21 protein-coding genes are annotated in these 22,901 nt (G+C 45.3%); 6 read left to right on the top strand and 15 right to left on the bottom strand.

Annotated elements, in window-relative coordinates; genetic code table 11:
• Positions 1 to 14 precede the first annotated feature (14 nt).
• On the bottom strand, positions 15 to 1,133 hold the full coding sequence (gene citZ / locus LCM10_RS18355; protein ID WP_224877714.1) for a citrate synthase: 1,119 nt from the start codon (positions 1,131 to 1,133) through the stop codon (positions 15 to 17).
• Between the two features lie 480 nt (positions 1,134 to 1,613).
• On the opposite strand from citZ, the gene ytvI reads away from it, so the two are divergent.
• The gene (ytvI, locus tag LCM10_RS18350; RefSeq protein WP_224877713.1) at positions 1,614 to 2,726 is read left to right on the top strand and encodes a sporulation integral membrane protein YtvI; all 1,113 of its coding nucleotides are present in this window, start codon (positions 1,614 to 1,616) and stop codon (positions 2,724 to 2,726) included.
• Between the two features lie 99 nt (positions 2,727 to 2,825).
• Here the strand turns inward: ytvI and LCM10_RS18345 are convergent, their stop codons facing one another.
• The 8 genes from LCM10_RS18345 to dnaE all read right to left on the bottom strand — a co-directional run bounded on the left by LCM10_RS18345 (position 2,826) and on the right by dnaE (position 13,880).
• The gene (locus LCM10_RS18345; RefSeq protein ID WP_224877712.1) at positions 2,826 to 3,212 is read right to left on the bottom strand and encodes an FxsA family protein; all 387 of its coding nucleotides are present in this window, start codon (positions 3,210 to 3,212) and stop codon (positions 2,826 to 2,828) included.
• A gap of 166 nt (positions 3,213 to 3,378) precedes the next feature.
• On the bottom strand, positions 3,379 to 5,139 hold the full coding sequence (gene pyk, locus LCM10_RS18340) for a pyruvate kinase (RefSeq protein WP_224877711.1): 1,761 nt from the start codon (positions 5,137 to 5,139) through the stop codon (positions 3,379 to 3,381).
• Positions 5,140 to 5,170: 31 nt separating this feature from the next.
• A complete protein-coding gene (gene pfkA / locus LCM10_RS18335; RefSeq protein ID WP_224877710.1) occupies positions 5,171 to 6,130 on the bottom strand; it encodes a 6-phosphofructokinase in 960 nt (319 codons plus the stop codon).
• Between the two features lie 318 nt (positions 6,131 to 6,448).
• Positions 6,449 to 7,429 carry an acetyl-CoA carboxylase carboxyl transferase subunit alpha gene (gene accA / locus LCM10_RS18330; RefSeq protein WP_224877709.1) on the bottom strand — a complete coding sequence of 327 codons (981 nt, stop codon included), beginning with the start codon at positions 7,427 to 7,429 and terminating at the stop codon, positions 6,449 to 6,451.
• Positions 7,423 to 8,301 carry an acetyl-CoA carboxylase, carboxyltransferase subunit beta gene (gene accD / locus LCM10_RS18325; protein ID WP_224877708.1) on the bottom strand — a complete coding sequence of 293 codons (879 nt, stop codon included), beginning with the start codon at positions 8,299 to 8,301 and terminating at the stop codon, positions 7,423 to 7,425. Before accD ends, accA begins: the two co-directional genes overlap by 7 nt.
• Positions 8,302 to 8,472: 171 nt before the next feature.
• Positions 8,473 to 9,069 (bottom strand): FadR/GntR family transcriptional regulator, encoded by a 597-nt coding sequence (locus LCM10_RS18320; RefSeq protein ID WP_412103419.1) that lies wholly within the window; start codon positions 9,067 to 9,069, stop codon positions 8,473 to 8,475.
• Between the two features lie 68 nt (positions 9,070 to 9,137).
• On the bottom strand, positions 9,138 to 10,376 hold the full coding sequence (locus tag LCM10_RS18315) for an NADP-dependent malic enzyme (RefSeq protein ID WP_224877739.1): 1,239 nt from the start codon (positions 10,374 to 10,376) through the stop codon (positions 9,138 to 9,140).
• A gap of 150 nt (positions 10,377 to 10,526) precedes the next feature.
• Positions 10,527 to 13,880: a DNA polymerase III subunit alpha gene (gene dnaE / locus LCM10_RS18310; protein WP_224877707.1), complete on the bottom strand. Its 3,354-nt coding sequence runs from the start codon at positions 13,878 to 13,880 to the stop codon at positions 10,527 to 10,529.
• Between the two features lie 173 nt (positions 13,881 to 14,053).
• On the opposite strand from dnaE, the gene LCM10_RS18305 reads away from it, so the two are divergent.
• Together LCM10_RS18305 and ytrI are read left to right on the top strand one after the other, a co-directional pair.
• Positions 14,054 to 14,389 (top strand): YtrH family sporulation protein, encoded by a 336-nt coding sequence (locus LCM10_RS18305; RefSeq protein WP_224877706.1) that lies wholly within the window; start codon positions 14,054 to 14,056, stop codon positions 14,387 to 14,389.
• Positions 14,386 to 14,889: a sporulation membrane protein YtrI gene (gene ytrI, locus LCM10_RS18300; protein WP_224877705.1), complete on the top strand. Its 504-nt coding sequence runs from the start codon at positions 14,386 to 14,388 to the stop codon at positions 14,887 to 14,889. The genes LCM10_RS18305 and ytrI overlap by 4 nt, the downstream gene beginning before the upstream one ends.
• A gap of 333 nt (positions 14,890 to 15,222) precedes the next feature.
• Here the strand turns inward: ytrI and LCM10_RS18295 are convergent, their stop codons facing one another.
• Positions 15,223 to 16,161 (bottom strand): DHH family phosphoesterase, encoded by a 939-nt coding sequence (locus LCM10_RS18295; RefSeq protein WP_224877704.1) that lies wholly within the window; start codon positions 16,159 to 16,161, stop codon positions 15,223 to 15,225.
• 94 nt (positions 16,162 to 16,255) lie between these two features.
• Between LCM10_RS18295 and LCM10_RS18290 the strand changes: the two genes are divergently transcribed.
• Complete coding sequence (locus LCM10_RS18290) at positions 16,256 to 16,561, top strand: YtpI family protein (protein ID WP_224877703.1); 306 nt, start codon at positions 16,256 to 16,258, stop codon at positions 16,559 to 16,561.
• A 43-nt stretch (positions 16,562 to 16,604) separates the two neighbouring features.
• Here the strand turns inward: LCM10_RS18290 and LCM10_RS18285 are convergent, their stop codons facing one another.
• From LCM10_RS18285 to ald, 4 genes are all read right to left on the bottom strand, one after another.
• A complete protein-coding gene (locus LCM10_RS18285) occupies positions 16,605 to 17,921 on the bottom strand; it encodes a CBS domain-containing protein (RefSeq protein WP_224877702.1) in 1,317 nt (438 codons plus the stop codon).
• A 109-nt stretch (positions 17,922 to 18,030) separates the two neighbouring features.
• Positions 18,031 to 18,276 (bottom strand): hypothetical protein, encoded by a 246-nt coding sequence (locus tag LCM10_RS18280; protein WP_224877701.1) that lies wholly within the window; start codon positions 18,274 to 18,276, stop codon positions 18,031 to 18,033.
• A gap of 129 nt (positions 18,277 to 18,405) precedes the next feature.
• On the bottom strand, positions 18,406 to 19,086 hold the full coding sequence (locus tag LCM10_RS18275) for a metal-dependent hydrolase (protein WP_224877700.1): 681 nt from the start codon (positions 19,084 to 19,086) through the stop codon (positions 18,406 to 18,408).
• Positions 19,087 to 19,325: 239 nt separating this feature from the next.
• Entirely contained in the window at positions 19,326 to 20,444 is a 1,119-nt protein-coding gene (gene ald, locus LCM10_RS18270; RefSeq protein WP_224877699.1) for an alanine dehydrogenase, read from the bottom strand.
• Positions 20,445 to 20,767: 323 nt separating this feature from the next.
• Here ald and LCM10_RS18265 point away from each other — a divergent pair, with 323 nt between their 5' ends.
• Positions 20,768 to 22,114, top strand: coding sequence for a purine-cytosine permease family protein (locus tag LCM10_RS18265; RefSeq protein WP_224877698.1), 1,347 nt, complete (start codon positions 20,768 to 20,770; stop codon positions 22,112 to 22,114).
• Between the two features lie 39 nt (positions 22,115 to 22,153).
• Here LCM10_RS18265 and LCM10_RS18260 read toward each other — a convergent pair whose 3' ends face one another.
• Complete coding sequence (locus tag LCM10_RS18260) at positions 22,154 to 22,309, bottom strand: hypothetical protein (protein WP_224877697.1); 156 nt, start codon at positions 22,307 to 22,309, stop codon at positions 22,154 to 22,156.
• A gap of 106 nt (positions 22,310 to 22,415) precedes the next feature.
• Here LCM10_RS18260 and LCM10_RS18255 point away from each other — a divergent pair, with 106 nt between their 5' ends.
• A complete protein-coding gene (locus LCM10_RS18255) occupies positions 22,416 to 22,868 on the top strand; it encodes a universal stress protein (RefSeq protein ID WP_224877696.1) in 453 nt (150 codons plus the stop codon).
• Positions 22,869 to 22,901 lie beyond the last annotated feature (33 nt).

Below are 22,901 nucleotides of genomic sequence, written 5' to 3'. Positions count from 1 at the left end.
GTAAATATCGATGATCAGCTTCTTTGATCTACAGGAACATATTGTTGCTTACCAGGCCCGATATAATCGGCACGAGGACGGATTAGACGGTTGTTTGAATATTGTTCAAGGATATGGGCAAGCCATCCGGATACACGGCTCACAGCAAAGATCGGCGTGAATAAGTCATGATCGATGCCAAGGCTGTGATAAACAGATGCCGAATAGAAATCAACATTTGGTGGAAGGCCTTTATTCGCCGTGAATACCTCTTCGATCTTCGCGGACATTTCGTAATACTTGCTTTCCCCTCTAAGCTCGGTAAGCTTCTTGGACATTTCTTTAAGATGCTTGGCACGCGGATCTCCCTGACGGTAAACACGGTGTCCGAAGCCCATGATCTTTTCTTTCTTATCAAGCTTATCCAAAATGTAGGATTCAGCATTTTCGACTGATCCGACTTCCGTGAGCATCTTCATGACCTGTTCATTGGCTCCACCGTGAAGAGGTCCTTTCAATGCACCGATTGCAGCGGTTACACCTGAATAAACATCAGAAAGTGTAGCCACACAGACACGTGCAGTGAATGTGGAAGCGTTTAACTCGTGGTCCGCATGAAGGACAAGCGCTTTATTGAACGCCTCGATTTCGATTGGTTCCGGCTCTTTCCCTTTCAGCATGTACAGGAAGTTAGCAGCAAATCCTAAGTCTTTGCGTGGTGCAATCGGTTCCTGTCCATTACGGATGCGTGCAAAGCTTGTCACGATTGTAGGGATCTTAGCCTGAAGGCGGACTGCTTTCATGTAATTCGCTTCTTCCTCCATCACGTCTGCCTGATCATCATATAATCCGAGCAATGACACTGCAGAACGCAATGCGGCCATTGGATGCACTTCTTTGATATTGTACATCTTGAAGTGTTCCAGTACTTCTTGAGGAAGCGCCATATTTTCCGCAAGCTGATCCGTGAGCTCCTGAAGCTCTGATTTCGTTGGGAGTTTCAGATGCCAAAGTAAATAAATTACCTCTTCGAATGTAGCATTATTTGCTAGATCATCAATGTTGTAACCGACATATGTAAGGGTGTCATCGATGATGGAACTGATGGACGATGTAGTCGCTACAACTCCTTCTAATCCGCGAGTCGCTGTCATAATAATCTCTCCTTTGAATATATTTCCCTTCTACCCATTTTCATATGAGTATGAAACCCCGAAAGAAAATTTGGTTCGGGCTTGTTTAATAAAAGTAAATGAATTACCTGTAGTGGGTCCTTGATCATTTCAATTCGCACGCTGAGCGATTGCTCAATCCCGGCACAAAAAATGATTCCCTGTGCCATAATCAACGCTGGCAGGGAAAACAACGAATGGGATGCGCTTACATTTTCTATTATAAACAATTATCTGACATTTGTGAACGGAAACGCTCGAATTTATATGAAATTATTTTACTAGAAAAATAAACCTTTTGAACTTCAGTGAACTAAAACATCATCGGATCCGCACTTCCAAGGTACATTCAGCACTACTAAAATAGCATTCGCTCACCTACTTTAGAAAATTAGAACTTCCTTTCATTTCCTGTCTCTTATAAAATAGAAAGTAATAGAGAAACAGTAGGGGGATCTTCCGTTGAATGTAGATTATGTGTATAGGACCATCCGCTTCTTCGTTGTCGTCTGCATCATGATAGTATCGATCGTTTCCTTGTATTACATCTGGAAACTTGCCTATCCCTTCGTCATTGCAGTAGGGATATCCTTAATGATCAATCCATTGGTGAACTGGCTCGAATCCAAGGCCAGGCTACCGAGGGTATGGGCTGTCGTTTTATCCCTTTTCTTGATTGTAGGCGTATTCGCCGGCCTCATCACTTTATTGATTGCAGAAATCGTGTCTGGTGCAGGCTATCTATCCGAAGTGTTACCCGATCATGTTCAAACGCTGGTGACATACGCAGAAAACTTCATCGTCGGGCAAGTGATTCCTTTTTATCATCAACTTGCAGGTTTATTCAATAATCTTGATTCAGGTCAACAGAACACCATTTTGACTAATATCCAAACAGCTGGAAGCAAGATCGCACAATCAGCCGGTGACTTCCTGCAGAATTTTTTCGAAAAGCTTCCACAGCTTATTTCATGGATACCGAACGCAGCTTCTGTTCTTATTTTCTCAGCATTGGCGACATTCTTCATCAGTAAAGATTGGTATAAATTGTCCGCCAAGGCTGAAAAGATTATTCCGGGAAGAGCGATGTCCAGCGGCAGAACGGTCTTCATCGATCTAAAAAAAGCTCTATTCGGCTTCATCAGGGCTCAATTCACCTTGATTTCCATTACAGCGATCATCGTCTTGATCGGGCTGATCGTTCTACGTGTTGACTATGCCATTACGATCGCCCTGGTTAGCGGACTCGTGGATATCCTGCCTTATTTGGGGACAGGGGCGGTCTTTGTCCCTTGGATTGCGTATGAGTTCATCATCGGGAATGTCGGACTCGGAATCGGACTGTCGGTGCTCTATCTCATCGTTGTCGTGCAACGTCAGATCATGGAACCAAAAGTGTTATCATCGAGTATCGGCCTGGACCCACTCGCGACCCTGATCGCTCTTTTTGTCGGATTCAAGTTAATTGGGTTCCTGGGCTTGATTGTTGGTCCGGTCGTCCTTGTGATCCTCTCCACCTTGAAGCGAGCCGGTGTATTTGAAGACACATGGAAATTCATCATGGGGGCTAAATGAGGTACAGGAAATGCACCAAGTAAAATATGGGATTGATGTTCGTCCATGATAAAAAAGGCACCGTTTCGGCAATATGAGCCGAAACGGTGCCTTTAAATGTTATCGGTATATAATGATGTTCCCCTTGTTGAACCATCTTTTGAAAAGCTTATAAATGAAAGGCTTGAATAGTTTACGAGTCGGTGGCAGGAGTAGCAAAAATCCTGTGGCATCTGTAATGAATCCCGGAGTCAGAAGCAGCACCCCTCCAACCAATATGCATAGTCCGTCAATGATGACATCTCCTGGGAACTGTGCATACTGCATGTCTTGCTGAGCTTTCCTGATTGTTTCTAGACCTTGTTTCTTTGCCAGATAAGCTCCTGCAATCCCAGTAGCAATGATCAGCAATACGGTCGGCAGTACACCGATTGTCTGGCCGGCAAGAACCAGGATCCCGATTTCCAGTGCAGGAATCACGATTAAAAACGGAAGTATATATCTCACGAGGAATTCCTCCTGTCATTTATTACTTACTTCTCTATTATATCATATTGGACTGGACAGGTATTATTACGATAGTTGTGACACATTTAGTAAGCACCAAGTTTAAAGTTCCATGTAAACGAAGCCCGGTCCTCCTAAAAGAGGACCGGGCTTCATTTGTTACTGTTTAAAGGACACTCGCATGTCCGTTATAAATAACGCCACGAGTTGCATCAACTGTGATTTCCTGACCATTTTCAAATAGGGATGTGGCATTGTCCACCCCGACTACGACAGGAATGCCAAGGTTGATCCCAACAACGGCTGCGTGGCTTGTCAACCCACCTTCTTCGACTATCAAAGCAGAACATTTCTCGAGTGCAGGCATCATTTCTTTATCCGTTCCGATTGTCACAAGGACAGAACCAGGCTGTACGTTCTTTACGGCTTCCTCTGCGCTAGTCGCGACTACGGCTTTACCATAAGCAGATTTACGTCCGATTCCTTGTCCTTTCGCAACGATATCACCGACGACATGGATTTTCATCAAGTTAGTCGTTCCTGATTCACCAATTGGAACACCGGCAGTGATCACAATCAGGTCACCGTGCTTTGTCATTCCAGAGTTCAGGCTTTCTTCCACTGCCATATCAAGCATTTCATCCGTTGTGGATACCCTGCGACCAACTGTAGGATATACACCCCAAACGAGTGCAAGTCTTCTGGAAACAGATTCTGTACCGGTAACGGCCACGATCGGAGCTTTTGGACGGTATTTAGAGATCATGCGTGCAGTATGACCACTCTCCGTCGGAGCCACGATGGCATTCACATCCAGATTGATGGCAGTGTGAGCCACTGACTGTCCGATGGCATCCGTCATGTTATGATCGCTTTCCTTGCTGCGAGCTGAAAGGATTTCATTGAAATCCAGTGCAGTTTCCGCTCTTGATGCAATATTATGCATCGTTTGAACCGCTTCAACAGGATACGTCCCTGCAGCCGTTTCACCCGACAGCATGATGGCGTCCGTACCATCAAAGATGGCATTGGCAACATCACTTGCTTCCGCTCTTGTCGGTCTTGGGTTGCGCTGCATCGAATCAAGCATTTGCGTAGCCGTGATGACAGGCTTGCCTTGTGAGTTACACTTCTTGATCAGTTGTTTTTGAACGAGAGGTACTTCCTCAGCAGGAATTTCCACACCAAGATCCCCACGTGCAACCATCAAACCATCGGAAACTTCAAGGATTTCATCAATGTTGTCGACACCCTCTTGGTTTTCGATTTTTGGGATGATTTGAATATGAGGAGCATTGTGCTCTTCAAGTAGCTGACGGATTTCAAGTACATCGGATGCACGGCGTACAAAAGAAGCCGCGATGAAATCAACTTCCTGTTGGATACCGAAGATGATATCTTTTGCATCTTTATCCGTGATTCCTGGAAGGTTGACGGATACACCAGGTACGTTCACACCTTTTTTATTCTTCAGCATACCTGTGTTTAGCACTGTTGTATGAATTTCACCATTCGCTTTATCGATGCCAGTCACTTCAAGTCCCACGAGACCATCATCCAAAAGGATCTTTGAACCTTCATGAACGTCGTCGATCAACCCTTCATATGTGACGGAGAATTTCTCTGGAGTACCCAATACTTCCTTCATGGAGACAATGACAGAAGACCCTTGTTGCAGTTCGAATCCATCATTCTCCATATTATTCGTGCGGATTTCCGGACCTTTAGTGTCAAGGAGGATCCCTACGTTTTTACCCGCTTTCGCAGCTGCTTCACGAATGTTTTTTATGCGTTGGCCATGTTCATCATGATCACCGTGCGAAAAGTTCAATCGAGCAACATTCATCCCTGAATCAATCAGCTGTGATAGCTTCTCTACACTCTCACTGGCTGGTCCAATGGTACATACAATCTTAGTTTTTCTCATATTTCTTACCTCCTGAATCTTTCAGCAATTATTAAATAGAAAGTTCTTTTGATAGTCGATACATGTCAAGGTCGATTCTGTGTGGCTGAGCCAGTGCTTCAATGATGTCATAATCAACCAGGGCATTCTTCACAATCCCCACTGCCCTGCCGCCTTTTCCATCCATCAATAGCTCAACGGCACGAGACGCCAGACGGCTTGCAAGCACGCGGTCGGCAGCTGTTGGCGTCCCTCCGCGTTGGATATGGCCAAGGACCGATACCCTTGTATCCATACCGGTCGCTTCTGTAAAGCGGTCGGCAAATTCATTCCCACTCATTACGCCTTCAGCAACAATGATGACACTGTGCTTCTTACCGCGCTCTTGACCTTTTTTCAAACGACTGACGACATCATCCATATCGAAATTCTCTTCAGGGATCAATACGGTTTCTGCTCCACCAGCAAGTCCGGACCAAAGTGCGATATCCCCCGCGTTACGCCCCATTACTTCGATGATGAATGTTCTTTCATGCGAAGTAGCCGTATCACGGATCTTATCGATCGCATCAATCACGGTGTTTAGTGCCGTATCGAACCCGATTGTGAATTCAGTCCCGGGAATATCATTATCGATTGTACCAGGTACGCCAACACATGGGTAACCCCATTCAGTCAATGCTTTGGCACCTTGATAGGAACCGTCTCCACCGATTACAACAAGGCCTTCGATCCCATGTTTCTCAAGCTGTTCAATCCCTTTTTTCTGGCCTTCCTTTGTCTTGAATTCCTCGCAGCGCGCCGTATAGAGCATCGTTCCACCACGGTGGATGATATCTCCGACAGATCCAAGCTCAAGCTTTTTGATGTTACCATTGATCAACCCATTATACCCTTGGTAGATCCCGTACACTTCAACGCCATGGAAGATGGCTTTACGGACAACCGCTCGGACTGCGGCATTCATCCCTGGGGAATCTCCACCACTCGTTAATACTCCGATCTTTTTCACTTTCATCACCTCATGAAGAAATATATGTACTGAAATTGATTTGTTAATGCTTTCACATATTAACGGTTCAATTCATTATGGAAGAGTTATTCTACCCATTTATTATGGACCAATAGACCATTGATTATTTCTAAAATAACATGAAGAGTCAAGCTTCTCAACAGGTTACCCCTTGAAGGGTCAATAGACGAAATAATCTATTAAATGAAAGCGTTTCAATTGCTAAAACTTTCAAAAAATTGTCAGGATTGGTTCCTGCCACACTAAACAAAAGGACTGACAACAGGCATGTCCTATTTGTCAGTCCAAATCGTTTCTTTATGATTGTACCCCAATATATTCATTTAAAACAGAATAATCGCCCATCGCTTTGAATTTCTCATAGCGGTGCTGGATCAATTCTTCCTTACTCATAGGAACCAGCTCCTTCAGTGATTCCTTAAGTACTGCCTTCATGAAGTGAGCCTGTTCCTCGACATTTTTGTGAGCTCCACCCTTTACCTCGGTAATGATCTCATCGATGATTCCAAGCTCCTTGAGATCCGGTGCAGTGATTTTCATGGATTCAGCCGCTCTTTTCGCCTGGGTGGAATCCTTCCATAAAAGGGCTGCAGCCCCTTCAGGTGAAATGACGGAATACGTTGAGTTCTCAAGCATGTGGATGTGATTTCCCACACCGAGCGCAAGTGCTCCTCCGCTTCCTCCTTCACCGATGACGATGCAAATGACAGGGACGGTCAGGCCGGCCATTTCAACAAGATTTCTTGCAATGGCTTCACTCTGGCCCCTTTCTTCTGCGGCTTTCCCCGGGTAGGCACCTTTTGTATCAATGAAACAAACGATGGGGCGATTGAATTTCTCTGCTTGTTTCATCAACCTTAAGGCTTTTCGATACCCTTCAGGATGCGGCATACCGAAATTCCTTCTGATATTCTCTTTCGTATCTTTACCGCGCTGGTGTCCAATGATGGTAACGGGAACCCCATCAAATTTGGCAAGACCGGAAACAATCGCTTCATCATCGCCATATAAGCGGTCACCATGCATCTCCATAAAGTCGGTGAATAGATAGCGGATATAGTCCAGGGTGGTCGGACGGTTCGGGTGACGCGCCACCTGCACCCTTTCCCACGGCTTCATGTTTTCATAGATATCATTTTGAAGCTTTTCTAGACGCGTTTCCAGCTTTTCGATTTCTTTTGATAAATCCACTTCCGAATGTTGAGTGAACTCCTTAAGCTCTGCAATCTTCTTCTTCAATTCCACTACAGGCTTTTCAAACTCCATCTCATTTACCATGGTAGATCACCATCCCACTGATGTATATCTAGTACAAGGCCGATCTTCTCTTTCAGTTCCAAGCGGGATACCACTTCATCCAGCTGACCGTGTTTCAATAGGAATTCCGCTGTTTGGAAATCTTCTGGAAGGTCTTCCCTGATTGTTTGCTCAATAATTCTTCTTCCGGCGAATCCGATCAATGCCCCCGGCTCTGCGAAGTTATAGTCCCCTACAGAGGCAAAGCTCGCCGATACCCCGCCTGTCGTTGGATGGGTCATGATGGATATGAATAGGCCCCCATTTTCACTGAACCGTTTAAGTGCCACACTGGTTTTGGCCATCTGCATGAGGGATAAAACCCCTTCCTGCATTCTGGCACCGCCTGAAGCAGTGAAGATGATGAACGGGACGTTTCGTTTGTCCGCTTCCTCGATGGCACGGGTAATTTTCTCACCGACAACCGATCCCATACTCCCCATCCTGAATCTAGAGTCCATGATGGCTACGACAATGTCGATGCCGTTCACTTTACCTGATCCAGTCAGGACCGCTTCGTTCAAGCCGGTTTTCTTCCGGTCTTTTTCAACTTTCTCCAAATAATCGGGAAAGCCCAGTGGATTGACGGAAACCAATCCCGAATCTAATTCTTCGAACGTGCCTTCATCGATGAAACTGTCCACTCTCTCATCCGAGCTCATCCCATGATGGTAGCCACAATGGATGCAAACCTTTAAATTTTTGCGTAATTCCTTTGTATACATGATCTTTTTACAGTCGGGGCATTTTGTCATGATTCCTTCAGGGACATCATGTTTAGCTGCTTCAGATGGTATGGTTGCATATTTTTTCTTTTTCGGTTTATTGGATTTGTTGAACAGTTCCTTAAGCAAGGCTGAAACCTCCTTAACTAATTACAGTCGCTTTTGTTTTCTTATAAGTTGGTTGATCGAAAGTATGATAAGTGCTGAAGCCGGCTAGATGGGCTCGGCTTTGTTCTCTCTTGCATGATCGGTATATGATCTTGCAAGTAAACTGCTTGTCTACCAGTTTAACGGAAAGCTTTATAAAAAGATGTTGGAATTTGTCAACTCAAGTTCACCAATTTCACAAATCTTTTTGTATGCAGCCTGCACCGATTCTTTATCTTGCTTTTCCAATCCTGTAAGCAGGTCTAAAAGCTTTTCTTTAATTTCGGGTGTGATTTTTTTCTCTCCGATAATGAAAGTCTCGTAATCATTCAGGATGTTCCATATTCTATGTGATAAGTAGTTGTTGCTGATAAGAATGATTTCTTCAAATATTTCTCTCCATGTCAGGGCCCCGTTATCTTTTTTCACCTTCATGATCAGATCGGATACGTCCAGTTCCCTGCAAAAAATACTCCTGAGAGCTTCTTTTTCAATCATCGTTTTTGTACATTTGATATCCTGTAGGGCCTTATCGTCCTGAAGGATGAACATTCCAAGAAGGTCGATCAGATTATGATTCCGAAAATCCTTCAGGAATGTCCCCTCCCCCCTTCTTGTTTCAATCAAGCCCAGAAGTTCAAGGGCACGGAGCGCTTCCCTAACGGAGGAACGCCCGACATTCAGCCTTTCAGAAAGCTCGCGTTCGGAAGGGATCTTATCCCCCGGACCGAGCCCATCTTTCGATATCATTTCTCTTAGTTGGTGAACAATTCCAATATATACTTTTGACTGAGAATGGAGAGAGTTCACGTTCGTCATCATTCACCTTTCCCAATGACGGCTAATTCTTCCGTTTTTCTCCGGATTTCCTCAGGATCGACCTTTAATCGCGCGACGCCGGTTTCCATGGCCGTTTTCGCAACAGCTGCTGCAACTGCAGGTGCGACCCGTTTATCGAAAGGTCCAGGGATCACATAATCGGCATTCAGTTCACTCTCACTGATCAGCTCAGCAATCGCTTCTACAGCCGCCTGTTTCATCTTTTCGTTGATATGGGTGGCGCGTACATCCAATGCACCCCTGAAGATTCCCGGGAAGGCAAGCACATTATTCACTTGGTTAGGGAAATCGGAACGGCCTGTCCCCACCACTTTTGCACCCGCTGCCTTCGCCTGTTCGGGCATGATTTCAGGCACAGGATTCGCCATGGCGAAAATGATTGGATCTTCTTTCATCGAGGAAACCATTTCTTCCGTCAAGGCACCGGCTACCGAAACCCCTATGAATACATCAGCGTCCTTCAGTACATCACTGAGGCCGCCTTGAATACGGTCGCGATTTGTGAATTTCGCCACTTCATCTTTGATGGCATTCATACCTTGTGAACGACCTTCGTAGATCGCTCCCTTGGAGTCACACATGATGATGTCCCTGACTCCGTAACGATAAAGAAGTTTGATGATGGCAATCCCTGCTGCACCTGCACCATTCGCCACCACTTTGATTTCGGACATCTTCTTGCCCACGATCTTCAGTGCATTCACCAGTCCCGCCACTGTGACGATTGCAGTACCGTGCTGATCATCGTGGAATACCGGGATATTCGTTTCTTTCTTCAGGCGTTCTTCAATTTCAAAACAATTCGGAGCGGCAATGTCCTCAAGGTTCACCCCGCCAAATGTCGGTTCAAGAAGCTTTACGGTTTCAACAATCTTGTCCACTTCCGTCGTATTCAAACAAATCGGGAAGGCATCGACACCTGCAAAGCTCTTGAACAATACAGCTTTCCCTTCCATTACTGGAAGAGAGGCTTCCGGACCGATATTACCAAGCCCAAGAACAGCCGTACCGTCAGATACGACTGCAACCATATTGCCTTTCATCGTATAATCATAGACCGTTTCAGGCTTGTCATAAATCACTTTACATGGTTCTGCCACCCCAGGGGAGTAAGCCAAACTTAAATCTTCGGCGTTCCTTACCTCCACCTTTGATTTGGACTCAAGTTTCCCTTTATTTACTCGATGCATATGCAAAGCTTCTTCGCGTAATGACATCATCATTCACTCCTTATCAAGTTCCGTGCACGTATTTTCTAATTTGTAGATTCATTAAGGTTCGGTCATCCATCGTATGCAGAATCAATAGTGGTCAGACCACCTTTTTCTATTAAACAATAATACAAATATGAATTGAAGTAAAGTATGTTATTGTAAAACGACATTCCGTTCTCCTAAAAGGCGTTCCAATTCTCCCAACACTTCAGGGGTCGCCGCACTTTTATAGGAGTCTGACAGCTTGATACTCTTCTTGTCCTGTTCAATATAGACAATGACGGGATGGCCCCCACGATTCCGATGAAGGAGTTGCTGAATATCCCTCATGCAAGCTTCACGGTCCAGCCCCAGTGGGATTTTGATGAATAATTTTTTTTCGTGCCCATTCTTCTGTTCCTTCAACTGTTCGATTGTTTGCACTTTATTCACGATCAGCTGCAGCTTGCCCATCCGTTCTTCTATCTTTCCTTCAAACCACAATACATTCCCCTCTTTAAGGTGGATCATGATCTGTCGGTACACAGCCGGGAATACGACCGATTCCAAATCACCCGTCTCATCGCTGATTTCCAGGAATGCCATCACTTCCCCTTTTTTTGTACGGATCGACCGGATGGATGTGATGTAGCCTCCGACCGATGTCCTGCCCCCCTGTTTTGCGTCTGAGATCAGTGTGGTCCCGAGGTGTTCGAGGATTGACCGATATGATGACACAGGATGATTTGACAAGTACAGTCCGAGCACTTGTTTCTCGAAATTCAGCTTGGTTTCGACTCCCATCTCTTCCACTTCTACATATTTCGGTTTAAGGAGGAATGCCTCTTCTTCCTTGAACAAATCATGATCATCCTCTGGGTTGACAAGCTCAGCATGTTGTATGGCCACATCGAGGCTAGCAAGCAGGGTGGCCCGGTCGATATTGAACTCATCGAACGCACCTGCCAGGACCAGATTCTCCAATATCTTTCTGTTGATGATTTTAGAAGACACCCTCATGCAAAAATCAAATAGGTCATCAAATGGCTTATCATTCCTGACAGAAACGATTTCCTTCAATGCCTGCGCACCAATTCCCTTGATTGCCCCCAAACTGTAGCGGATCCTTCCTTTTCCTTCGACTGAAAATGAAAATTTACTGACGTTCACCGATGGAGGCAGAATTTCGATCTTGTACTGTTTCGCCTCTCTGATGTATTGAGATAGTTTCGTTTCATTTCCGACGACAGAAGTCAGGAGCGCCGATAAAAAGTACTCCGGATAGTGTGTTTTCAAATAAGCCAGCTGATAAGCAATCATACTGTAAGCAACTGCATGTGAGCGATTGAATCCATAATCGGCGAATCGGACGATCAAATCGTAGATGCCATTCGCCACTTCCTTGGAATATCCCTTCCCTGTTGAGCCATGAACGAAATGCTCCCGCTCCAGGTCGAGCACGTCTTTCTTCTTTTTCGAGACGGCCCTTCGCAACAGGTCGGCTTCCCCAAGTGAGAACCCTGCCATCTTGGAAGCGATTTGCATGATTTGCTCCTGATACACGATGACCCCGTATGTTGTTTCGAGGATCGGCTTTAAATCAGGATGGGCAAATTCAACTTTTTCCTTTCCATGCTTCCGATTGATATAGGTGGGGATGTTATCCATCGGACCCGGCCTGTACAGGGCATTGACGGCTACGATGTCTTCGAAGGAAGTGGGTTTCAGCCTCGTAAGCACATTGCGCATTCCGTCCGACTCAAGCTGAAAGATGCCATTTGTCTGCCCTTTACTGAGAAGTTCGAAGGTCTTCTGATCATTTGCGGGGATCCTGTCCAAGGAGAAGTGTTTATCCCTTCCTCTCTTGATGTTCTTGACGATCCTTTCCAGGATGCTTAAATTCCGGAGTCCCAAAAAGTCCATCTTCAATAAGCCTATCTCTTCAAGGATGTCCATCGGATATTGTGTAAGGTGGATGCCCGACGCACTTCCTTGAATGGGAATCCACTGAACAAGGGGATCCTCACTGATGACAACACCCGCAGCATGAGTGGATGTATGTCGCGGAAGACCTTCAAGCTTCAAGGCTGTATTGAATAATCTCTTATATAACTCATTTTCTTCAATGAACTCCCGGAGCTGCTTCGATTTCGCGTATGCTTCACTCAAGGTGATGCCCAATTGATTCGGCACCAGCTTCGATAGCTGCTCCTGCTCTTTCATATTCAACCCAAACACCCGCCCGGTATCCCTCAAGGCAGCCTTTGCCGCAAACGTACCGAATGTAATGATCTGTGCAACATGGAGGGGTCCGTATTTCGCCTCCACATATTCGATCACTTCATCCCTGCGATGGTCAGGAAAGTCGATATCGATATCCGGCATCGATACCCTTTCCGGATTGAGGAATCGCTCAAACAGCAGATGGTGCTCCATCGGGTCGACATCCGTGATACCGAGTGAATAAGAAACGAGGGACCCTGCAGCAGAACCCCTTCCCGGTCCCGTCAAGATGCCCCTTTCTCTCGCAAACTTCATAAAATCCCAAACGATGAGGAAATAATCACTGAATCCCATCTTTGCAATCACTTCAAGTTCATAATCCAATCGCTCGAGGTAGGCAGGCGTTACCTCTGCAAGCTTTCCGCTCAAGCCCTTTTCACAGAGATGGGTGAGCTCCTGCTGTGCCGTGATGCCTTCTGGCAATGGGTATTTTGGAAGCAGCTGCTGGTGGAACGGGATGTTCACGTTGCACCTGTCGGCGATTTTCAATGTGTTCTCCAGTGCATCCGCATCATCTGTGAACAGTTCGACCATTTGCTCTTTTGTTTTGAAGTAATATTCCTCCGTTTCAAGCACGGCCCTGTCATCCTCTGATAGCTTGACGCCGTCCCTGATCGCACTCATACATTCATGTGCAAAATGGTCTTCCTTGTCTAGATATTGGACATCATTCAATGCAACCATTTTGACATCATATTCCACGGCGATCCGTTTAATGAGCGGGTGGAGAGATTCTTCCGTTTTCACACCATGTTTTTGAAGACTGATATAAAAGCAGTCTTTACCGAACATGGATTGATATTGTCCGATTGCTTCCTTCGCCTTCTCCGCTTCACCTTCCATCAGAAGGCTTTCGATTTCCCCATCTGGACCGGGTGTGATCGCAATCAACCCTTCACTGTAAGAAGCCAGCCATTTAAGCGGGATGCCATCAGAAGCCTTCGCTCCGATGGCACTCGATATCTTCAAGAGATTCTGATATCCTCTATTATTCTTGCTTAACAGCACCAAAGGGTAAGACTGCTCATCGCTGACCGCTACATCTGCCGTCAATCCGATGATCGGTTTGATCCCTTCCTTCATGCAAGCCTTATAAAAAGGAATGGCACCATACATCATATTTTTATCCGTTAACGCCAGGGAGGTATATCCGAGCGCCTTTGCCTTATGTACGAGTCCATTTATGGAGATTGTGCTTGAAAGCAAACTATAAGCGCTCGCTACTTGTAAATGAACAAACGACATATTCTGCACACCCTTTAAATTTCAATTATAGTTTCATTATAGGTAAGAAAAGCAAAAAAAGAAAATATGTTCTCCCTCATATCCCGTCCCAAAAAACCATATAGTTATGAATAAGAACAGCTGTTAGTAAATACAGGCAATGCGAATGGATCTATTTATGTGGAGATGATGAAATGGCTGAAGCCTTTTTTCCTGAGTTATTTAAAAGTTTCTTTATCGCTCTCGGCGTTTTACTGGGTGGATCATTACTGGGGGGGTTGGCATCGTTCGCAATGGGGCAGCCTCTATTCATCGAGATGTGGCGGCTGTCCAATTTTTTGCGCATATGGGCGATCATCGCTGCCATCGGGGGTACATTCGATACGGTCTATAGCTTTGAAAAAGGATTCCTGAATGGTGAAACAAAAGAACTCTTCAAACAGTTTCTATTGATCCTTTCCGCACTCGGAGGGGCAAACACAGGCGCGATGATCATATCCTGGCTGACCCAGGAGCATATTTCATCATGAGGATCCCCCCACTTTACAAGCTTCCTTCATGGCAACGATTCTTTGCCGGCATGGTCATCGGGGGGATCATCAGTTGGATGATCTTCATCTATATGTTCGGTGTGATGCATGAAAAACAGACCAAATTGATCGAAGAACAGAAAAATGAGATAAACAAATATAAAAATACCCTTTCCTATTTGCAGGAAGAGTACAAGCAACTCAACGAGAAAAATGAAAATCAGTTGACCATCCAGGAGGTAAAGATCAAGATTGTGAATCCAACCAAAACGAAAGTAGAATTGCTCAGCATCCATGAAACCGAGGACCGCTTAAGCGGTGACCTGCGCAGCCTGATCAATAAGGATCTCGAATCCGTTTATGGAACCCGCGATCTCATCAAGAAGATCATTGAAAATAAAACCGTGAAATTAAATGACAAATCGTTCACCTTTAAAGTGCGTGAAATCTATTTCTGGACGACCACTCAGATTACGCTGGAACTTAAATACGAAGAATAGTTGGAGGCGCTTGGATGTGAGGCGGGAAGTTGTGGGCGGGACACAGGCATGAGGAAGTTGGTTAATGGTGTCGAATTATTATGAGATCGCACTTATATCCTGGATTTCGCACTTAAATTTTGGATTCCGCAACTTATATCCTGGATTTCGCACTTAAATCTTGGATTCCGCACTTATATCCGAATTCTCGCACATAACTCCCTGACAGCACCCACCAACACATTAATATTGGCATAAATCACAATCTGTTTTCACACATTATGATTTACTTCAGCAAAAATTAAAAAAGCTCCCTTCAAAAGGGAGCTTCTATTACGAAATCATCCAAAATCCTTAATGATTCCTGCAAGCCTCACGCAAATCCCTCAGCACATCTTCTTTCTCTTCCCATGAATAGATGGATGCCCCTGCGGCAAGCGGATGCCCTCCGCCGTTGTATTTCTTTGCGATTGTGTTGATGACAGGACCCTTTGAACGGAGGCGAACACGGATCTGATCATCCTCTTCGATAAAGAATGCCCATGCTTTGATCCCCTTCACATTCCCAAGCGTGCTGACGAGCAAGGACGCCTCAGAAGGAACGACGTCATGCTCTTCAAGAATCTTCTTGGACATGATCATCTGCGCACAGCCATCCTCATCCATTTCAAAGTTCTGAAGCACGTAGCCATGGAGCTTCAACACATTTTTATCGACTTCATACATCTTATTGAACAGTTCATTCCGGTCAAAATCAAAACGGATCAATTCACCTGCGATGTCAAACGTCTTCTGGGTGGTACTCGGATAAAGGAACCTGCCCGTATCCCCGACGATTCCTGCAAAAAGCAGGCGCGCCGCGGCATCGGGAAGGACCAATCCTTTGTCTTTGCCGAACTGATAAAATTCATAAATCATTTCGCTGACAGAGCTTGCAGATGTATCGATCCACAGGTGATCCCCATAAGGATCTTCATTCGGATGATGGTCGATCTTGACCAATTTATCCCCCAGCTTATAGCGGCTGTCACAAATACGCTCTTCATTGGCCGTATCGCAAACAATGATCAATGATCCTTCAAATACATCGTCTCCGATCGTATCAAGGCGATTCAGATAATGAAGGGTTTCTTCTTCGAGACCGACTGAATAAATGTTTTTATCAGGGAAAGAGGCTTTAAGCATTTCTGCGAGCCCACCTTGGGATCCGTATGCATCGGGATCTGGACGGACATGTCTGTGGATGATGATGGTTTCATATTGTTTGATTAATTCAAGGATCTGTTCTTTCATGGCGATCTCCTTTATTCACGAAATTTTCATTTGGCATTCTGTTCTCTTACCTGTAAAATAGTAGCGAGAAAGCCAGCACTGGAGGACTATGATTATGTATTTTCTCGCATTTTTCATTACGTTAGCGTTTACCTTCTATATTTTTTATAAAGTCAAGCAAGTGAGAAGCAATCGACCGATGGAGAAAAAATGGCTTTCTGCCAAAGCCAGCATCGCTCTCGGACTGTTCGTCTCTCTCTTCGGAATCAATCAGCTAGTGTTGTTCCCCGGTACGGTGACTTACATCGTGGGAGCCTTGTTCATTCTGATCGGAATCGGGAGTACCTGGGCAGGCTTCAAGCTATACAAGCACGTGCTTCCTTATGCGGAACGAGAAGCGAAGGAATTGAACGGCAACTGACCTTATTTAAGGACCGGGATGGTTTCCCGGTCTTTTTCATGTTCTAATGACGGTCGATCAATTGACAGATCATCAGGGATTTCCCGACAAGAACGCCCTCACTGTAAACTTCGACATCCACTTTACCGAATTTCCTCCCGACATCAAGCACTTTTGGGTGAATATCCAGCATGCTTTCCATCTGTACCGGTTTAATGAAGTAGATGGTCATATTCTCTACGACGAGATCTCCTTTTTTATATGGTTTCAACACCCGGTTGGCCGCTTCGGTCATCAAGGTCGTAAAGACACCGTAAGACATCGTACCCAGCCCTGTTGTCATCTGAGGGGTTACCGCAAAATGATAGATTTCCTTATCCCCTTTTTTCTCACCGGCCTGGACTCCATTGCTGATCAAGTCATCGATCGTTTCACCGACCTGCGGTTGCCTTTGGATCATCTGCAGCGCCTTCAAGACATCCTGGCGGGAGATGATGCCCTGTAGTTTATTTTGCTCATTCACAACGGGAAGGACTTCGATCCCTTCCCAGATCATCATATGGGCCGCTGATGCAACACTGGTCTTTGAGCTGACGGTGATCGGCTGTTTGGTCATGATCTTGTCGATGCCGATATGCTTTTCCTGCCCCATGACGTCCTTCGATGTCACCATGCCGTGGACTTTCATGTTTTGATCGACGACCGGGAATCGGCTGTGAAACGTATATTGATTCTTCTCGTACCAATCCTCGAGCGTGTCGTTCACATATAAGTAAGCGGCATTGTCCACCTTCGTCAGGATATCTTCCACGAGGACAATTTCTTTTTTGATCAACTGGTCGTATATGGCCCTGTTGATCATCGCTGCAACGGTAAAGGTATCATACGAAGTCGAGATGATCGGGAGCTCCAGTTCATCTGCCAGCTTCTTCACCTCATCCTCGGTGTCGAATCCACCGGTGATCAGGACAGCGGCCCCCGCCCTCAAGGCATGTTCATGGGCTTTTGTACGGTTTCCGACAATCAACAGGTTGCCAGCTTCCGTATAGCGCATCATCGCTTCAAGCTTCATCGCACCGATGACAAATTTATTGAGCATTTTATGTAGTCCCGTTCTTCCCCCTAGAACTTGTCCATCGATGATGTTGACGACTTCTGCATAGGTCAGCTTCTCGATATTTTCTTTTTTCTTCTGTTCGATCCGGATGGTCCCGACACGTTCGATCGTACTTACATATCCTTTTATTTCGGCATCCTTGATTGCGCGATATGCCGTCCCTTCACTCACGCTCAGTGCTTTGGCGATTTGGCGGACGGAAATTTTTTCCCCTACAGGGAGGGAATCTATGTATTCTAGTATTTGTTCATGTTTGGTTGCCAAGCTTTTCACCCTTCTTTTGTACGTCCTGCTTAGCTACATTATAATGTGAAAAGCTTGGGGTTTCAATTTAATCAAAGGTCCCGTGCCGATATGCTCAAGATGGAATGGATCAGCCGAGTGAGCGCAGGCCTTTTTTTCTGGAATCCGAAGACTTGCCTTTGTGCCTTCCCGACGCTTTGACAGGACTGTATAAGAGTGCCGCGAGATTCCCGGCAATGACAAAAGTGGCCAATACGAGCCAACCGACCGCAAAGATTCCTTCGAGTCCTCCCGCTTCGATCGACAGTCGTGGAGCAGCGTAATACAATAACGCTCCTGTTACTAATAAACATAGAATATACCGTTGCTTTTTCACAAAAATCCTCCCCTCTTTGGACGTGCATATAGCATGTATATGCACAAAGGGACAAGATATTGTGTAAAAACATAAAAAGAGAGTGACGGGCCGGCAACCACGTCCGGCTTCCATCACTCTCCGCTCTCATCAATATTCAATCATGTCCCCCGCTGACATGACCTGTCCTTCACAACCATCGAGCATGTCCACGAATTTATGCGGGTCCTGTTTGATTGGAGGGAACGTATTGTAGTGGATCGGAACGACTTTCTTCGGTTTCAGGAATCGTGCCGCTTCTGCCGCATCCTCAGGTCCCATTGTGAAGTTATCCCCGATCGGCAGGAATGCGAGATCGATCGGATGACGTTCACCGATCAGCTTCATATCCGAGAATAATCCTGTATCCCCCGCATGATAGATCGTTTTTCCTTCAATGAATAAGAGAAGTCCTGCAGGCATGCCCATATAGATGATTTCATTTCCATCCGTTATGAGCCCGGATCCGTGAAATGCCTGAGTCAGCTTCACTTTACCAAAATCAAATTCATAGGCTCCCCCGATATGCATCGGGTGGGTCTTCACAAGCTGCCAGCTGAGATAGGTGGCAAGCTCATGATTCGCAATGACAAGGGAATCATTCTTCTTCGCAAGTTCCACTGTATCCCCGACATGGTCATTATGCCCGTGTGTCAGGATGATCACATCCGGCTTCACATCATCCACGTTCAAGTCGGTCAGTTCATTTCCGTTGATGAATGGGTCGATCAAGATGGTTTTTCCGTTCGTTTCAATTTTCACTACTGAATGTCCATGGTACGAAATTTTCATTGTATCTCCTCCTGCAATGATCTTTCATTGTATATCGTTTATATACCCAGTTTTTCAGGTTTTTAAAAGTACCCGTTATGAAATAAATGGGGGCTGAATAACACAGACCGTTTCTTCAACAGTGATGAGGCTCACCGCGGGCACGTGGAGAGCGGAGTCTCAGAAGTAAATCAACCTCGTTCTGTCATCGATAAACAAAAACCGGCCCAGAAACTTCTTCTGCGGCCGGCTTTGGTGTTTTAAAGCTGTTCTAATTGTGTTTTTGTATCTGAGTAATCAAGTCCGTGTGCTTCTGCAACCGCTTGATACGTCACATATCCATTAAGCGTATTGATTCCTTTCAATAGTGCTTCGTTATCCAGGCATGCCTTTTTGTACCCTTTGGAGGCAATCTGGATCGCGTATGGAACGGTTACGTTTGTCAATGCGATCGTCGACGTACGAGGAACGGCTCCCGGCATGTTCGCAACAGCATAGTGAACGACTCCATGTTTTTCATATGTCGGATCATCATGAGTCGTGATACGGTCTGTTGTTTCAAAGATACCGCCTTGATCAATCGCAATATCGACGACAACGGATCCAGGAGTCATTGATTTGATCATTTCTTCCGTCACAAGTTTCGGTGCTTTTGCCCCCGGAATAAGGACCGCTCCGATCACAAGGTCGGCTTCTTTGACTGCTTGTTCGATATTTAATGGATTCGACATAAGGGTAGTGACATCACTTCCGAAGATATCATCCAACTGACGAAGGCGATCTGGGTTCAAGTCAAGGATGGTGACATTCGCTCCAAGTCCGACTGCCATTTTCGCAGCATTCGTACCTGCAACCCCACCACCGATGATTGTTACCTTACTGCGGCGGACCCCAGGTACACCAGATAACAGTACGCCTTTTCCTCCATGAATCTTTTCAAGGAATTGGGCACCGATCTGTGTCGCCATGCGTCCTGCCACTTCACTCATTGGCGTCAGCAGTGGAAGCGCACGATTGACTTCGACCGTTTCATAAGCAATCCCTACGACTTTGTTTTCAATCAAAGCCTTTGTAAGTTCAGGTTCAGGCGCCAGATGTAAATATGTAAACAAGATCAATCCTTCCCTGAAATACGAATACTCACTAGGAAGCGGCTCCTTTACTTTCATGACCATATCCATTGACCATGCTTCTGAAGCAGAATCGACAATCTGTCCACCCGCTGCTTTATAATCTTCATCCGTAAAGCCCGATCCAAGTCCAGCACCGGACTCAATGAACACCTCATGTCCGAATTGAACAAGGTTCACAACCCCTGCTGGAGTCATTGCTACACGGTTTTCGTTGTTTTTGATTTCCATTGGGACACCAATACGCATTTATGTCTACCTCCTAATTTCCACTATTGCTCCATAAGAGCATCACTTCATAAATATAACACTATTCCTATATAATAGCTAAGAGAATTTCGCCTCTCTGTAAGCACTTACATTTTAACAAATAAAATCTAAAATATCTCTAGTTTATCGTAAAATTATTAATGTTTATTTCTTCGCTTTTTTGCAAAAATTCTATAAAATAAAGGCTGCAGGAATTTTTAAAATGAACTCTGTTAATTACCGGTGCGAGATTCCTCGCAACCACCGAAAATGTATTCGTTCAACCAGATCCTTCAACAGAGCCAAAAATAAAGGAGAGTAGTATGGCAAAACAACCCGTGATTGAACGGCTCGGCCTGGAGCCGGTGCCGGCAGAACAGAAAAACACAACGTGGAAGGAATATTTCATCATACAACTTGCTTTTTCAGTCAATGCAGGAAATTTCCTGATCCCTGCACTGGCCGTGATTGAAGGAGGCCTTTCATTCACAGCGGCTTTTTTCAGCACAGTCTTCGGTGCACTTGCCGCGTTTTTATGTGTTTCTTATTTATCCCTACCCGGTTCCAGATATGGTTTACCGGCACAATATGTCCTTAGGACCTTGATCGGAACCAGATTATCGATGCTCGTCGCCTCACCGATACGGTCATTGACTTCACTTTATTGGTTCAGTGTCCAAACAATCGGCGGTACATATGTCCTGCTATCGATCATGGAAAAGGTGGCAGGCATCACATACCCTTTCATCCCTGTCGCTGTCGTACTGGCGGTGATCATGACAATACTTGCCTTGGTAGGGTTCCATGCAGTAAAAAAAGCAACGAAATACTTCATCCCTGTCCTCGTCGCCGGGCAGATCGTCATTCTTTATTTGTTTCTCACAAAAGGGCTTTCAACAGGTACGCTCAATACACTGAACGATGGAACAAAGGATGCCAGCATTGCTACTTGCTTCTTTTATTCAAGCCTTGTATTTGTTCAATATGTTTCCGGTGTGAGTGCATCTTCGGATATGACAAGATATAGTAAAAGCAGTGCACATGGATTCTGGGGACTATATGCAGGAAATGTTGTAGGGTTTATGATGACCGCATTATTGGGGGGATTAAGCGCTGCCTTGTTCGGTGAACTCAATCCCTTTGTTGCAGCAGGAGAGATTACCTCTTCACTATTCCTGTTGATCATCATCACTGCATGCGCAATGGTATCAATGATCTCAATTAATTTGAGCAATGCATATACAGGAGGATACAGTCTGCTGAACGCACTACCTAAGCTGTCGCGCATCCAAAGCGCTGCTGTTTTCGGCTCTCTTGGGATCATCTTGAGTTCCATTCCATCTCTCGTAAAAAATGCACAGGACTATATTTCCCTTCTCGGCATTTTGATCATCCCGATTTCAGCGATTGTGACGGCTGATTATCTTTTTGTAAGGAAAGGGAGGATAGAGGAGGGCTCTCTGCTTCAATTATTGAATGGAACCTCGATGTTTAATAAAGAAGCGCTGTATGTACTTACAGCCGGGATGTTCGCTTATATCCTGATACCAGAACGTTATTCGCCAGGTTTTCTTTCCTTCATCATGACGTGTGTTATGTATGTACTCGCGAAGCGTCGCTCGAATTCTGTCGAACAACCCACTAACTATGAACATAATGTGGGATCATAAAAGGCTGACCCCCTGGGGGTCAGCCTTTTATTGTCGGGATTAAAGATCCTGCTCCCCATGATCCTCGAATGTGTTGTAATGTCCATTCTCCGTATCGATTACACCGCTCGTATAAGAATTCATGATTTGCTGACTCACTTGCTGGCTACCCTGTTCATCATACGTGTACTGTTCTTTCGGATCTTTTTTCTTCATCGGAAATCCCCCTGTAGATCGATTTTTTCATCTATATTGTTCGAATATTTGCCATAACCTATAAGTGGAAAAATGTAGTATTATAATAGTAAGGAGGGGATAACAAATGAGCTTAAAATATCAGAACATATTAGTAGCCGTTGACGGATCTAAGGAAGCGGAATGGGCATTCAAAAAAGCGATCGCCATTGCTAAACGTAACGACGCAACGCTCTCTTTGATCCATGTGATCGATACCCGTTCTTTCGCAGCCATTGAATCATATGATCGCACGGTCGGTGAAAGAGCGATCCGCTACGCCGAAGAACTTCTGCAGGAATACAAAGCTGAAGCTGCAAAAGCAGATGTGACAAAGGTAAAAACGTATGTAGAATATGGTTCTCCAAAAGTTATCATCCCTAGAGAAGCGAATAAGAACATCGGAGCCGATTTGATCATCTGCGGAGCAACAGGGTTGAATGCGGTCGAACGTTTTCTCATTGGAAGCGTATCAGAGCATATTACCCGTGCTGCACATTGTGATGTTCTTGTTGTCCGGACAGAAGAGAAAGAAGATTGAAGACAGTGGTGCATTCGTCATGCGATCCAGCGT

It is taken from the genome of Rossellomorea aquimaris (assembly GCF_020171925.1).
In the GTDB taxonomy this organism is placed as follows: domain Bacteria; phylum Bacillota; class Bacilli; order Bacillales; family Bacillaceae_B; genus Rossellomorea; species Rossellomorea aquimaris_F.
The sequence above is the reverse complement of the archived record's forward strand: the minus strand, read 5'-3'. Positions and strand labels throughout refer to the sequence as shown.